Origin of the sequence: Novosphingobium rhizosphaerae, assembly GCF_050920675.1 — a bacterium.
In the GTDB taxonomy this organism is placed as follows: domain Bacteria; phylum Pseudomonadota; class Alphaproteobacteria; order Sphingomonadales; family Sphingomonadaceae; genus Novosphingobium; species Novosphingobium rhizosphaerae.
Map to the genome: position 1 here is coordinate 1,664,826 of NZ_CP137861.1, position 13,227 is coordinate 1,678,052.

Genomic DNA, 13,227 nt, shown 5'->3' on the forward strand with positions numbered 1-13,227 from the left:
CACCTCCCTAAAGCGCCGCTTTCGCATGGTCCATGGGCCATGCGTGCAAGATTCTTTCTTTTGGCAGGTGGACAGGAGCACAAGCGTTGGCCCGGATCGTGATGAAATTCGGCGGCACCTCGATGGCCGGAACCGAGCGAATCCGCCGCGTCGCGCGGATCGTGCAGCGCCAGCAGGCCGCTGGCCATGAAGTGGCGGTGGTGGTTTCGGCCATGGCCGGGGAAACCGACCGCCTCGTGAACTTCTGCCGCGAAGCCAGCGCGCTCTATGATCCGGCGGAATACGATGTGGTGGTGGCCAGCGGCGAGCAGGTGACGTCGGGCCTCCTGGCCATGCATCTCCAGGCGCTGGGCTGCAAGGCGCGCTCTTGGCTGGGCTGGCAATTGCCGGTGCGCACCGACGACGCGTTTTCCAAGGCGCGCATCGAAGGTATCGATTCGCCCGAACTGCTGGCCAGCATGGCGGCCGGTGAAATCGCCGTGATCCCGGGCTTCCAGGGCCTCACCGCCGAAAACCGCATCACCACGCTGGGGCGTGGCGGATCGGATACCTCGGCCGTGGCCGTGGCCGCCGCGATCGGCGCCGACCGGTGCGACATCTATACCGACGTGGACGGCGTCTATACCACCGATCCGCGCATCGTGGCCAAGGCGCGCAAGCTCAAGGCCGTGACTTACGAAGAAATGCTGGAACTGGCCTCGGTCGGTTCCAAAGTCCTGCAAACCCGCTCGGTCTCGCTTGCGATGAAGGAGAACGTGCGGGTGCAGGTGTTGTCATCCTTCATCGACGACGATGCCCCGGCGGCGGACACGATCCCCGGCACGATGATCGTTGCGGACGAGGAACTGGAAGGGTACGAAATGGAACGCCAGCTGATCACCGGCATCGCTGCCGACAAGAACGAGGCCAAGGTCACTCTCACGCGGATCGCGGATCGCCCCGGCGCGGTTGCCTCGATCTTTGCGCCGCTGGCCGAAGCCAACATCAACGTGGACATGATCATCCAGAACATCGCCAAGGACAAGGGCGAGACGGATGTGACCTTCACCTGCCCCCAGTCCGACCTGGCGCGCACGCAGGCCCTGCTCGAAGAGCGCAAGGACCAGATCGGCTGGTATCGCCTGATCGCCGACAGCAAGGTGGCCAAGGTTTCGGTGGTGGGCGTGGGCATGCGCAGCCACGCTGGCGTGGCCAGCACGATGTTCAAGGCGCTGGCCGATCGCGGCATCAATATCCAGGCGATCTCCACCAGCGAAATCAAGGTTTCGGTGCTGATCGATGCCGATGAAGTGGAACTTGCCGTGCGCGTGCTCCACACCGCCTACGGCCTCGACGCCCAGTAAAAACGGCAAAAAATAACCCCCTCCTCTCCAGAGGAGGGGGTTGGTGTCAGGCAAGGCGCGCCTGGCGCCGGCCTTATGCCTTCACTTTGGCCGCAAAGCTCTTGCGCAGCTTCATCAGCTTGGGCGGGATCACTGCCAGGCAATAGGGATTGCGCTGGCCTTCGCCTTCCCAATATTCCTGATGGTAATCCTCGGCCGGATACCAGGTCGCCACGGGTTCGATGCTCGTCACGATCGGCGCATCGCGTTCGGCCTGCGCGCGCGCAATCGCCGCCTTGGCTTCCGCGTCCTGCGCTTCATCCAGCGGGAACAGCGCAGAGCGATATTGCGTGCCCACGTCGTTGCCCTGGCGGTTGAGCTGCGTCGGATCGTGCGTGGCAAAGAAGATGTCGAGCAACTGGCCATAGTCGATCACGGCAGGGTCGAACGTCACCCGGATTGCTTCGGCATGGCCGGTCGTGCCGCTGCACACCTGCTTGTACGTGGGATTTTCGGTGGTGCCGCCGATATAGCCGCTTTCCACGTTCGAAACGCCGATCACATCGCGGAACACCGCCTCGGTGCACCAGAAGCAGCCACCGGCAAGGATGGCCTGATTGGCGGAAGTTGGCGCCATGGTTGGGGGATCCCTTTCTCAAAGATTTGCTCCCCAGATAGGAACGGGCAGGGCGCCTGTCATCCTCCCCAGGGGGAATCGCCTGCTGTCGGTGACCGCTGTCGTTGAATTGACACGCCCGACGGCATAGATGCTGCGCCATGACCCAGCTTTCCGTGGCCGCGCTCCAGCTTGCGCTCAATTCGTCCGATGCGGCAGACAACATCGCCGCCGTCTCCGCCCTGGTGGAGCAAGCCGCCGCGCAAGGCGCGCAAGTGGTGCTGCCGCCCGAACTCTTTGCCGGCCCCTATTTCTGCGTGACCGAAGACGAAGCGCGCTTTGCCCTGGCCCACACGCTGGACAGCGATCCTTCGGTCAAGGCCATGCAGAAGCTGGCCAAGGGACTGGGCATCGCTATCCCGACCAGCTTTTTCGAGCGCGAAGGCCCGCATTACTACAACACCCTGGCGATGATCGACGCGCAGGGAGAGATCTTGGGCACCTATCGCAAGAGCCACATTCCCGATGGCCCGGGGTACGAGGAAAAGTATTATTTCCGCCCCGGCAACACCGGGTTCAAGGTGTGGGACGTGTTCGGCACGCGCATCGGCGTGGGCGTGTGCTGGGACCAGTGGTATCCCGAATGCGCGCGCGCCATGGCGCTGATGGGCGCGCAAGTGCTGTTCTATCCCACCGCCATCGGCAGCGAACCCTATGACGCGGATCTCGATACCAGCCGGGTGTGGCGCCGCGCCATGCTGGGTCACGCTGCGTCCAACTGCATGCCGGTGATCGCCGCCAACCGCATCGGGGTGGAGGAAAACGACCAGGCATTTTACGGGCACAGCTTCATCGCCAACGAATGGGGCGATTTCCTGGCCGAATATGGCGCGCAGGAAACCGGCGTGCTGGTCGCCACGCTCGATCTCGATGCCGCCGCGCGGCATCGCGCCGGGATGGGCTTCTTCCGCGATCGCCGCCCGCAGCTCTACACCCGCCTGGCGCAGGACATCTGAACCGGCCATGCCCGCCGCCACCGCTGCGCCGCACCAATACCTGATCGCGCTGGGCTCCAACGTGCGCCACGCGCGCCACGGGGCCCCGGCGCAGGTGCTGCGCGCGGCGGCGCGCGCGCTCGACGATGCCGGCCTCGTGCTCCAGGCGCTCTCCCCGATCATCGCCAGCGCGCCGGTGGGGCCCTCGCGCCGGCGCTATGCCAATGCCTGCGCGGTGATCACCACGCCGCTGGAACCGGCGCAGGTGCTGGCCCGGCTCCAGGCGCTCGAACACAGTTTCGGCCGCGTGCGACGCGGTGCCCCCTGGCGCGCCCGCACGCTCGATCTCGATATCGTGCTGTGGTCAGGCGGCGCATTGGCCGATATCCATGCCAACCTGGTGATTCCCCACCCGGCCTGCCGCCAGCGGCCCTTCGTGATGGGCCCGGCCGTGCACGTCGCCGCCGATTGGCGCGATCCACTCACAGGTTTGGCGACAAAACACCTGGCTTCCCGCTTGACCCGCCGCCGCCCCGCCCCTAGGTGAGCGCACCAACCGCGCGCCACACGGCGCCCCGGGGGCCCTTAGCTCAGTCGGTAGAGCAACTGACTTTTAATCAGTAGGTCGCTGGTTCGAATCCAGCAGGGCTCACCACGGTTGCATTCAATCGCGTGGCGGTTTTTCCATCCATAGGCCCTGCATATGGGCCCCGACGAATACCTGCGGCACCGACGGCGTGACTTGGTCGCTAGCTTCGCGCCTGGCGATGGCTTTACGGGCCGCATCGAAGCTTTGCTGCAGCGAGGCACCTTGCGCGAAGGGGCCGTTGAGGAAAGCCTCGCCAAAATAGGTAAGATCGTTGCCGGGCCCGCAGCCGAACGACGTGCGGTCGTGTCGGGCCGCGGCGATGACGATCGTGTCGGGATTGGCGAGTGCCTTGATCCAGCTGCCGGCGTAGCAGGCCGAAATCACGATCACGCGGCGGCGGATGCCGGCCTGGCTCAGGGCTTGGTTGACTGCGTTCGCATCGATCGGGGTCAGATCGTCATATTCGCTCGTCTGGGTCAGCAACGCGGCGTCGCGCCCGCCATGCGAGACGAGGTACACGAACGTCCAATCGCGCGCCGGGTCGCTGTGTGCTGCCACGGCCTGCACTGAGGCGACGAAGTTGGCGCGGGTGGCCAGTGGCTGACTCTCCAGCATCTGGGCGTTGTTGGATAGCAGGATGGCGCCGCCGAGCGCGTTGCCATAGCGCTGGCCCATCACGCCGAGTGCGCGGTTCGCCTCGTTCAGGAATTGATCCTGGGTCCCATCGGCGGCGATCGCCACCGCCCTTACGCGCGGCGCGGCGCCTTGTGGCGAAGGCTGCAGCCCTGCAATGGCCTTGGTCAGCAGAGCGGGCTGCATGCCCCACATAACATCGGCCAAGGGCGTTGGCGTGGCATGGTCATCGCCCTCATCCGGCGCGCCGCCGGTCAGATAGGGTTGCAGCGCGCGAGACAGGTAATAGGTGCTCGACTGCGCTTGTGGCATCAAGGCGACGCAGGCCAGCGTGCCCAGGCCCACCGCGATGGCGGCAAGACGCCGCCAGGCTGGCCGACCCACGTGATCGCCCCATATCCACAGCGCCAGCCCGGTAACGATCATGCCAACCAGCCACAATCCCGGGTTCTCGGTGTTGCCCTGCAATGCCGCCACTATCGTGCCGATTTCCGCGACGATGGCCGCGCCGAGAAAGGCGAGCGCCAACCGCAAGGTATCGGTGCGCCGCCCCAGCAACAGGCCGCCCAGCATCGCGGAAAGCACCGGGGCACCGGTGGCAGCGATGGCGTAAAACAGGCCGCCGGGCGACGGAAATATCACGCATCGCGCAGACACGACCACGGCCAGAGCCAGCCACATCAGCGGTACCAGCGTCTCGCGTCGACGCCAGGAATGCGGCTGCCATGGTGCCGCCTGGGCCAGCCGCGTTGCAGTGCTGCTGCCATCGCGCGGAATGCCAGCCGCATGCAGGGTGGCAATCAGGTCTTCTCGCTGGCCTTGGGCAAAGGCGCGTGCCGGCAGCAACGCGGTGTCCACGTTGGTGGCGATGAGCACGATCCCATGGCGGGTATCGCGCCACCCGGCATAGTGGGACCAGGGCGATTGCGCGTGGACCATGTCGGTGCGCATGCTCATGCCCTGGTCGGTCCAGTTGATGTCCTGTGGACTCTGCCAGGGTCGCCGCTCCGTAAAGACGCGCCGGATCTGGTTGCGCGAGATCGCAAAGCACAAGGGCAGCACTGTCAATATGACAACGACCATGCCGATCGCGGCCAGCGATGCAGCCCGCGCCGCAGGGCCCAGGCCGTCATCGCGGCACGCGAAGAACGTGATAAGCCAGACAACGCCCAACACCACCGCGTCCGTGCGCAGCGCACGGCGTGACAGCACCTGGCGAAAGAACCGGATGCGCTGCAAGGCCAGCGAATCGCGCAGCTGCGGTGTGAATGTGATTGTGCCGGCCATGTGCCCCCCTGATGTGCAGGGGTGCGCTATCCGTGCTTACCAAATCATGGATTCAGATGGAAAAATCTGGTCCGATGCGGGCGCTTTCAAGCGTGCCGAGCAATTCGGACTGCTTCTGCGCCTCGTTGGCGGCCTTGGCCGCGGCGGTCTTGCCGGCGCGATCGGCCAGGACCTGCCACGCGGCCTGCGAGCGCAAGTGTTTGTCGCGCTGGTTGGCCAGATCGGATTCGTCGGCCGCCTTTGCGCTAAGGGCAACCTGCCGGAGGTAGAAGTCCTGAGCTTCGGACATGGTCGTCTCCTTCGGGCAAGGTTGCCGGCCAAAATGGCCTGATTGCGATCAGCCCACCATCTGGGCGACGATCTCGCGCAGTTCCTGCCGGCTCAGCCCGCACGGGGCAGCAGCGGCGCGCATGGCGCGACGCGGGGCGGGCAGGGGATAGGTGGTATGCAGCTTGGATGTAGTGAACGTGTATTGCATAATCATGTAGGTTGTATTCTTGTCTTTTTATGGTCTTGGGCGGGTCTAGCGCCGTTTGCGCAGGGCAGCCGGGCCGCCCCCGATTTTTTCGCGATAGACGATACGCCCCTTGGTGAGGTCGTAAGGGGTCATCTCGACCCGGACCCGGTCGCCCACGATCGAGCGGATGCGAAACTTGCGCATCTTGCCCGCGGTGTAGGCGATGATCCGGTGATCGTTTTCCAGAAGGACGCCGAAGCGCCCATCTGGAAGGATCTCGTCGATTTGGCCTTCAAGGGTCAGCAGATCCTCTTTGGCCATGGAATCAAACCGACTGGAGGTTGACGGCAGCTTCCTTGCCGCGACGGTCGGTTTCCAGTTCGAAGCGCACGCGCTGGTCTTTGGTCAGCGTGGCCATGCCCGAACGCTCGACCGCGCTGATGTGCACGAAGCTGTCTGCGCCGCCATTGTCGGGCGCGATAAAGCCATAGCCCTTGTCGGAATTGAAGAATTTCACGGTGCCGGTAATCATGGGTGTTTCCTTTTCACGAAACAGGGGAACCCACCGGCAACAGCGCCGGCGGAGCTTGTAGCGAGAGAAGGGAAGTATCGGCGCGCAGACGTGGAAAAGCGCATGGGCTTTTCCTGGTCATAGGCTTCAAAATCCGTCGCAGGCGACGTTAGCAGAGCCTGATATGGACCATGGCGGTGAATTTGTCAATGTTATCCACCGACCATCCCGGCCAGGCGCTGGGCGATGATCGTCTCGGCATCGGCCACGATGCGGCCCACCAGTTGCGCCACGGTGGGGACGTCGTGGATCAGGCCCTGCACCATGCCGGCCGTCCAGATGCCGTGTTCAGGATCGCCCGAAAGCAGGCCTTCGCGGCCGCGCGCGCCTTTTACAAGATGGGCGATGGCTTCGAACGGCTGGCCTTCCCGCTCGATTCGCACCGCTTCCTCGGCCACGCTATTGCGCGCCACGCGGGCGGTGTTGCGGTAGCTGCGAAACAGCAGCGCGGTGGCGCGTTCGTCGTTCGCCACGATCGCCTGCTTGATGCCGTCGTGGATGGGCGCTTCCTGGGTGGCGCAAAAGCGCGTGCCCATGTTGATGCCTTCGGCGCCCAGCGCCAGCGCGGCAACCAGCCCGCGTCCATCGCCGAACCCGCCCGAGGCAATGATCGGGATTGTCACCTTGTCGGCCGTGGCGGGAATCAGCACCAGGCCCGGGATGTCATCCTCACCCGGGTGGCCGGCGCATTCGAACCCGTCGATCGAAATGGCGTCCACCCCCATGCGTTGGGCGGAAAGCGCATGGCGCACGGCGGTGCATTTGTGGATCACTTTCACCCCGGCGGCCTTGAACGCGGCCACGTGCTCGTCCGGGCGATAGCCAGCGGTTTCCACCGCGGTGATGCCGCTTTCGATAATTGCCTGGCGATATTCGGCGTAGGGCGGCGGGGTGATCGCGGGCAGGATCGTCAGGTTCACGCCAAACGGCTTGTCGGTCATGCTGCGGCAACGCGCGATCTCGCGCACCAGCGCTTCGGGCGTGGGCTGGGTCAGTGCCGTCAGGAAACCCAGCGCCCCGGCATTGGCCACCGCCGCCACCAGATCGGCCGTGCCCACCCATTGCATGCCGCCCTGGGCAATCGGGTGTTCCACGCCAAACAATTGCGTGAAGCGGGTCGTGATCATGGCGGTGGGCAATCCTTTTTTCGGGTGTTTGCGCTTGCACGCAGCCTGCCAGCGCGGGCCGGCGCTTGTCAATTAACCAATCAACTAAACCGCACGACCGATCCGGCCAATAGTCCAATATCGGCGCGGCCGGCGCCGTGGCAGTGGCGTGACGAAACAGACACGTGGAGTGGAGAAGTTATGTCGAAACGCCTGATTGCACCGGTTGTGGCCATGACGTTCGCGATGGCGGGCATGTCGCAGGCCGCTCATGCTGCGCCGCCGCCCGCGCCATCCACCTGGGCGCGCTGCGCCGTCTGCCACGACAACACCAAGGGCGGCCCTAACAAGATCGGCCCCAATCTTTATGGCGTGGTGGGCAAGAAGGCCGGCACGCACGCGCCCACGTTCAAGTATTCCGACGGCCTCAAGAAATCGGGCCTCACCTGGAATGCTGCCACGCTCGACAAGTGGATCGAAAACCCGCGCGCGCTGGTGCCCGGCACGATGATGGCGTTCCCCGGCCTGAAAGATCCGGCCAAGCGGGCCGAACTGGTCGGTTATCTCACCAGCCTGAAGTAAGCGTTCTTTCCGGGTCGCGATACCGGACGGGGCCGGGTGGCACGATGCCGCCCGGCCCTTTTTTGTGTTCGGCCATGGCCGTGCTTCAGGTGTACTGAATTGCCTTGTAGCGGCGCAACCCGCGGCGACGAAATGGGCAACTGCGATGGATGTCAGTGATGTGATCGATGCGGCCGGGTTCCTTGTTCGGCCGTTCGGCTGGTTGGCCTTGCGCGGCGCCGAACTGTTCGCCCGTCTCAGACGCAGGCCTTACCGCCGGGAACCGCGGGCCGATCGATTGCCCAGCCTGCGCCGTGGCAAGCCGGACTGACAAAAAAGGCCGGACAACCCGGGGAATTGGGTTGTCCGGCCAATGCCCGGCGCCTGGAGAGCCATGCGCCGGGGCGTGGATGATCGGTGCCGGGTAAAGGTCCGATCAGAAGAAGAGGATGCCGCCCAGGGCCAGCGTATCGGACTTGGCGCTGTTGCCGTTGTGGGCCTGCGCCTTGGCCGAGACATATTCGCCGATCAGCGTGACCCAGCTGGTCAGGCCATAGCGCACCTGGCCGACATAGCTGCTGTTCTTGGCCACCAGTGTGGGCGTGGTGGCGGCATCGAGGGCGTTGGCAAAGTTCAGGCGGCTTTCGCCATAGCTGCCGCCCACCGAAATCTTGCCGAAAGTGGCCATGGCCTGCGCATAGAAGCCATGGCTGTCCCGCGCATGGCCCAGGCCATCGCTGTCGAACAGGTTGAGCACCGTGGTGCCCAGGCCCGAGGCGGTGTAGTAATAGCCCACGGCCGTGACCGGGCCGGCGGTCAGCTTGGCGCCCACGTCCAGCCCCTTGCCGGTATAGGCCAGCGCGCGGTTGAGCGTATCGTGCTTTTGCGTGATGCCCGAGGCCCACAGGTGCGCCGCCACGGGGCCCAGCTTGCCATCATAGGAAAGCTTGGCCTGGAAGCCGGGGCTGCCGTTCTGCTCGGCCGGGCCGGTGAGTGAACTCAAGGGCTGGAACACCCCGAACGCGGCCTTGAAGCCCGAAAGCGATGGCGTGGTATAGGTGATCTGCGGCTGGAAATCGGTGTAGATATAGCCCGATCCGATGCGGCCCAACGTGGTGTTGGCCGGCGCCACGTTGCCGCCCGGCGCGCCGGAAGACAGCAGCGTGATATCGTTCAGGATGGCGTCGGAGCCGAACAGGCCGATGTCGCGCCCGATCTTCACTTCGCCAAAGCCGGCGCGGCCGAACGTCAGGTAGGTCTGGCGGAAATCGATGCCGGCGGTGGCAAGGGCGGTGGGCTGCCCGCCGTTGTTGGCGCCCAGCGCGCCCCAGGCCGCGCTGTTGATGCCCGGATACATGCCGAAGTGCGCGCCCACGTCCCAGCCGCCCTGGTGCGTGGTCGCTTCCACTTTCAGGAAGCCGGGCAGCAAGCCGTTGCGCACCGAGGACGTGCTGTTGCCACCCACATTGGCAATGCCGCCCGTCACCGCCGTGCGCGCCGATGCGGCTTGCGGATTGTCATGCACATAGAACCCGTTGACCGAGCCCGAGAACGTCAGCGCCACATCGCCGATTTCCACCCCCACGCCGCTGGCCGTGCGGCGCACCAGGCGGTCGCTGTCGGCCACCGGTGCTGCGGCTGGCGCAGGCGCGGCGGCCGGTGCAGGCGCCGCGCTTTCGGCCTCGTCCTCGCGCAGCAATTGCTGGTATTCCTCGTCGGACAGGATGCCCTTTTCATGCAGCCGCTTGAGCAGCGCCGCTGAAGTGCCGGCCATGGCGGGCGTCGCGCCCAGCGTCATCCCGAGAGTCATCGTCGCGGCGAGCATCGCGCCCGCCAGCCCCTTGTTTGCCTTCATTGGTCCATCCCCTGCCATCGTTTTCTTGCCCCAAAGGGCAGGCCAAAACGATGCGCCGGGGCGCGCCAGCGCGAAATTGGACTATGGTTCTCGTTCCAAGGAACTAAGAGACCCTCCCACACATCGTGGGGGAGGTGGCAGCCCGCAGGGCTGTCGGAGGGGGCAGCCGCTCAGAAGCGCTAGCCCGCAGCTACCAATAGCCTAGCGCTACATGCTCGACCTTTTGCCAACGTCCGTCGTGGCGACGAAAGGCATATGCTCCAATGCTTCCGCTCGGGCTGCTATAGGTCACGAAGGCGAAGTTGGCTGTGTATTTGGGACGGTCTATCTTTGCTGGGCAGTTGTCGGGTGAGCCGGTTCCAAAAAACGAGCTTTCTTCTTTTTTGGCCAATTGCCATTTTATCGCGATGCTTGCGGCTGCCGCCCGAACTTCTGAATTACGGAAAGACTCGGGTAGTAGTAATGCAGGCGGTCCGGGCTCGCCATCGGCGAGGAAAATCTGCGTCTGGCCTACGCTAAGACAAGAAGAAAAAGGCGCAACTATTGAGGACACCTGATCGATCAAAGTGTCGCCTGTTCGCGGCGCGCAACCGCTCAGCAATATCGATCCCGCGGGCACCAACCACTTCATGGTGGTAGGTTTATACCGAACGAATATGTCTGCAAAGTGCCGGGGTGTGCGGTGGTCGTTTCCCGCCGCCAGCAAAACTCTAACTCCCCTCAATCCCCCACCACAGCCCCCCAGGGCGCCACACCCGCCGGCACCGTGGCGATGGTCTGCCCCGCCACCAGGTCCACGACCGAAACGTCGTTCGACAGGCCATTGGCGGTATAGGCGCGCGTGCCATCGGCGTTGAGCGCAAGATGCCACACCCGCTTGCCCACCGGGATCGTCGCTTTCACCGTGCGGCTGGCCACGTCGATCACGGCGATCCGGTCGGCGCGGCCCAGCGCGACAACGGCGGTCTTGCCATCAGGGGTGAAGCGGATGCCGCAGGGCATGATCTTGTAATCGGCCACGCCGGGAATCGCGAAATGGATCGTGGCCGTGATCGCGCGGGTCTTGGGATCGGCGATCTGCACCACGCCGCCCACTTCGGCCGCGATCCACAGTTCCTTGCCATCGGCGGTAAATTCCACGTGGCGCGGGCGCTTTTCGGTTTCCGTGGTGGAAACCACCGCCTGCGTGGCCAGGTCGATCCAGCTCACCGCATCGTCTTCTTCCGAAGTGACGACCAGCCACTTGCCGTCCGGGCTTTGCGCGATGCCTTCCGGTTCCTTGCCCACGGAAACCTGGAAAGCCACGCGCCCGCTGGCGAGGTCGATCGCGCTCACCGCCGCGTCGTTTTCGTTCGCCACGAACACCGTCTTGCCATCCTGGCTCAAAAAGAACTGCTCAGGGTCCTGCCCCGCGCCGATCTCGCGCAGGATCTTGCCGGTCTGGCGGTCGATCACTTTCACCGCGTTGTCGTTGCTCACGCAGACCAGCACAAAGCGGCCGTCCTTGCTCAAGGTGATCCCGCGCGGGCGCTCGCCCACCGGCCAGGTGGCAATGGGTTTGCCCGTAGCGCCGTCGATCACGCTGATCGAATTGCCGCGCTCGTTGCTGACATAGACGGTCTGCGCCTGCGCGGCGGCCAGGGGCACCATCGCGGCGAATGCGGCCAGGGCGGCCGCGCATGCAATCAAGCGCATCGCTATCATCCTCTTCCTGGACAACACGTTATCCGCCCCGTGCCCGCATGGGCATTCGACCAAAGGTCAATTTCTCACAGGCCCTGCATGGTCCACACCATGGCCAGACTATAAACACGAGGGAAAGGGATTGACGCGATGAAGTTCACCGGACGACTGGCGCTGAGCGCGGCAGCCGGGGTTTTTGCCCTCGCCGGCGCAACGCATCTCCTGGCCCATGGCGATGTGACGCCGCAGCCGGTCGATACTTCCGCGCTGCCCGATATCCAGCCCGACAACGATACCTGGGCACAGCACAATCCCTATCGTGGCAATGCCAAGGCGATCGAGATCGGCGAGCATGCCTATGCCCAGAACTGCGCGCGCTGCCATGGGATCGAGGCCATTTCCGGCGGCATCGCGCCCGATCTGCGCTATCTTGAACTGGGCGATTCGGGCGACGAGTGGTTCGTCCAGCGCTATCATCACGGTTCGGTGCGCGATGGAAAGGTCTACATGCCGCCGATGGGCGAAATCCTGGGGCAGAAAGCCGGCTGGGCGATCCGCGCCTGGCTTGAAACCGTGCACGAGGAATAAGCCATGGGGCTGACCCGCCGTGCCATGCTGGCAGGCCTTGCCGCCGCGGCCACGCTGCCCCGCCTGGCCCGGGCCGCGCCGCTGGCCAAGGTCAAGGCCAACGGCGTGCTGCGCGTGGCAATCTACCAGGACAATGCGCCCTGGTCGTGGGAGGAAGGCGGCCAGATCAAGGGCATCGATGCCGATCTTGGCCGTGCCCTGGCTGCCGCGCTGGGCGTGAAGGCAGACCTGGCGATCTTTCCTGCCGACGAAAGCGTGGAGGACGATCTGCGCAACGCGGTGTGGCGTGGCGGGCTCCTGGGCTTCCAGGCGGCCGACGTGATGCTGCATGTGCCGTTCGATCCGGCCTTTGCCGCGGCGCAAGACCAGGTGGCGATCGTGGCGCCCTATGCGCGCGAGCGCTTTGGCCTGGCCTGCGCCACCGGAACGGGCCTGGAATGCGAAGGCCTGCCGGTGGCTTTCAAGGGGCACAAGCTCGCCGTGGAAGTGGCCACTATCCCCGATTACTATCTGATGGGGCAGTTCGGCGGCGCTCTGGCCAAGGACGTGGCGCACTATCCCAACGGCGCATCGGCGGTTTCGGCGCTGGTCAAGGGCGAAGCGGACGCTGCCATGGCCACCAATGCGCAGCTGGAATACGGCCTCAAGGATGCGGGGCACGGCTTTGCCCGCCGCAAGGGCCCCCTGCCGATGATGACCAGCCCCGGCTGGGACGTGGGCATGGCGGTGAAGGAAACCAGCCGCACGCTGGGCGATGCGCTGGAAGAGATCGTGGGCCAGATGCACAAGGATGGCCGCCTGGCCGCGCTGTGCCAACCCTATGGCGTGACGTGGCAGGCGCCGCTGGCGGGTTAGCAACTTTCCCCCCTCCTCTTCAGAGGAGGGGGTTGGGGGGTGGTGGATGCGCCGCGCTAGGCTTCGCACCACCCCCAACCCCTCCTCTGAAGAGGAGGGGAGAAAGTCG

General features: G+C 64.8%; 17 protein-coding genes and 1 tRNA gene. 8 read left to right on the plus strand and 10 right to left on the minus strand.

Going from position 1 to position 13,227, the window contains the following annotated elements; all coding sequences use genetic code 11:
* The first annotated feature begins 86 nt into the window (after positions 1-86).
* Complete coding sequence (locus tag R9J51_RS07690; protein WP_169473472.1) at positions 87-1,343, plus strand: aspartate kinase; 1,257 nt, start codon at positions 87-89, stop codon at positions 1,341-1,343.
* A 73-nt stretch (positions 1,344-1,416) separates the two neighbouring features.
* Here R9J51_RS07690 and msrA read toward each other — a convergent pair whose 3' ends face one another.
* Positions 1,417-1,959 (minus strand): peptide-methionine (S)-S-oxide reductase MsrA, encoded by a 543-nt coding sequence (gene msrA, locus R9J51_RS07695; RefSeq protein WP_179506317.1) that lies wholly within the window; start codon positions 1,957-1,959, stop codon positions 1,417-1,419.
* A 140-nt stretch (positions 1,960-2,099) separates the two neighbouring features.
* Between msrA and aguB the strand changes: the two genes are divergently transcribed.
* From aguB to R9J51_RS07710, 3 genes are all read left to right on the plus strand, one after another.
* A complete protein-coding gene (gene aguB, locus R9J51_RS07700) occupies positions 2,100-2,954 on the plus strand; it encodes an N-carbamoylputrescine amidase (RefSeq protein WP_179506318.1) in 855 nt (284 codons plus the stop codon).
* A gap of 7 nt (positions 2,955-2,961) precedes the next feature.
* A complete protein-coding gene (folK, locus tag R9J51_RS07705) occupies positions 2,962-3,480 on the plus strand; it encodes a 2-amino-4-hydroxy-6-hydroxymethyldihydropteridine diphosphokinase (protein WP_169473475.1) in 519 nt (172 codons plus the stop codon).
* Positions 3,481-3,512: 32 nt separating this feature from the next.
* Positions 3,513-3,588 (plus strand) — tRNA-Lys (locus tag R9J51_RS07710).
* A gap of 9 nt (positions 3,589-3,597) precedes the next feature.
* Here the strand turns inward: R9J51_RS07710 and R9J51_RS07715 are convergent.
* The 6 genes from R9J51_RS07715 to R9J51_RS07740 form a co-directional block, all read right to left on the minus strand.
* On the minus strand, positions 3,598-5,442 hold the full coding sequence (locus R9J51_RS07715; RefSeq protein ID WP_179506319.1) for a C13 family peptidase: 1,845 nt from the start codon (positions 5,440-5,442) through the stop codon (positions 3,598-3,600).
* 52 nt (positions 5,443-5,494) lie between these two features.
* Positions 5,495-5,731: a hypothetical protein gene (locus R9J51_RS07720; RefSeq protein ID WP_168554016.1), complete on the minus strand. Its 237-nt coding sequence runs from the start codon at positions 5,729-5,731 to the stop codon at positions 5,495-5,497.
* A gap of 48 nt (positions 5,732-5,779) precedes the next feature.
* Positions 5,780-5,926: a hypothetical protein gene (locus tag R9J51_RS07725; RefSeq protein WP_168554017.1), complete on the minus strand. Its 147-nt coding sequence runs from the start codon at positions 5,924-5,926 to the stop codon at positions 5,780-5,782.
* 39 nt (positions 5,927-5,965) lie between these two features.
* Positions 5,966-6,220 (minus strand): translation initiation factor IF-1, encoded by a 255-nt coding sequence (gene infA, locus R9J51_RS07730; RefSeq protein ID WP_168554018.1) that lies wholly within the window; start codon positions 6,218-6,220, stop codon positions 5,966-5,968.
* Positions 6,221-6,224: 4 nt separating this feature from the next.
* Entirely contained in the window at positions 6,225-6,431 is a 207-nt protein-coding gene (locus R9J51_RS07735) for a cold-shock protein (RefSeq protein WP_168554019.1), read from the minus strand.
* 191 nt (positions 6,432-6,622) lie between these two features.
* Positions 6,623-7,597, minus strand: coding sequence for an NAD(P)H-dependent flavin oxidoreductase (locus tag R9J51_RS07740; RefSeq protein WP_168554020.1), 975 nt, complete (start codon positions 7,595-7,597; stop codon positions 6,623-6,625).
* Between the two features lie 180 nt (positions 7,598-7,777).
* Between R9J51_RS07740 and R9J51_RS07745 the strand changes: the two genes are divergently transcribed.
* Entirely contained in the window at positions 7,778-8,158 is a 381-nt protein-coding gene (locus R9J51_RS07745; RefSeq protein ID WP_432787927.1) for a c-type cytochrome, read from the plus strand.
* Positions 8,159-8,303: 145 nt separating this feature from the next.
* Complete coding sequence (locus tag R9J51_RS07750; RefSeq protein WP_179506321.1) at positions 8,304-8,468, plus strand: hypothetical protein; 165 nt, start codon at positions 8,304-8,306, stop codon at positions 8,466-8,468.
* 105 nt (positions 8,469-8,573) lie between these two features.
* On the opposite strand, the gene R9J51_RS07755 is transcribed toward R9J51_RS07750, so the two are convergent.
* From R9J51_RS07755 to R9J51_RS07765, 3 genes are all read right to left on the minus strand, one after another.
* Entirely contained in the window at positions 8,574-9,962 is a 1,389-nt protein-coding gene (locus tag R9J51_RS07755) for a porin (RefSeq protein WP_179506711.1), read from the minus strand.
* A 220-nt stretch (positions 9,963-10,182) separates the two neighbouring features.
* Positions 10,183-10,623, minus strand: a complete 441-nt coding sequence (locus tag R9J51_RS07760; RefSeq protein ID WP_179506322.1) for a hypothetical protein — start codon at positions 10,621-10,623, stop codon at positions 10,183-10,185.
* 89 nt (positions 10,624-10,712) lie between these two features.
* Positions 10,713-11,687 (minus strand): PQQ-dependent catabolism-associated beta-propeller protein, encoded by a 975-nt coding sequence (locus R9J51_RS07765; RefSeq protein ID WP_179506323.1) that lies wholly within the window; start codon positions 11,685-11,687, stop codon positions 10,713-10,715.
* A 138-nt stretch (positions 11,688-11,825) separates the two neighbouring features.
* Between R9J51_RS07765 and pedF the strand changes: the two genes are divergently transcribed.
* Positions 11,826-12,263 (plus strand): cytochrome c-550 PedF, encoded by a 438-nt coding sequence (gene pedF / locus R9J51_RS07770; protein ID WP_168554024.1) that lies wholly within the window; start codon positions 11,826-11,828, stop codon positions 12,261-12,263.
* A 3-nt stretch (positions 12,264-12,266) separates the two neighbouring features.
* The gene (locus R9J51_RS07775; protein ID WP_179506324.1) at positions 12,267-13,118 is read left to right on the plus strand and encodes a transporter substrate-binding domain-containing protein; all 852 of its coding nucleotides are present in this window, start codon (positions 12,267-12,269) and stop codon (positions 13,116-13,118) included.
* Positions 13,119-13,227: the final 109 nt, after the last annotated feature.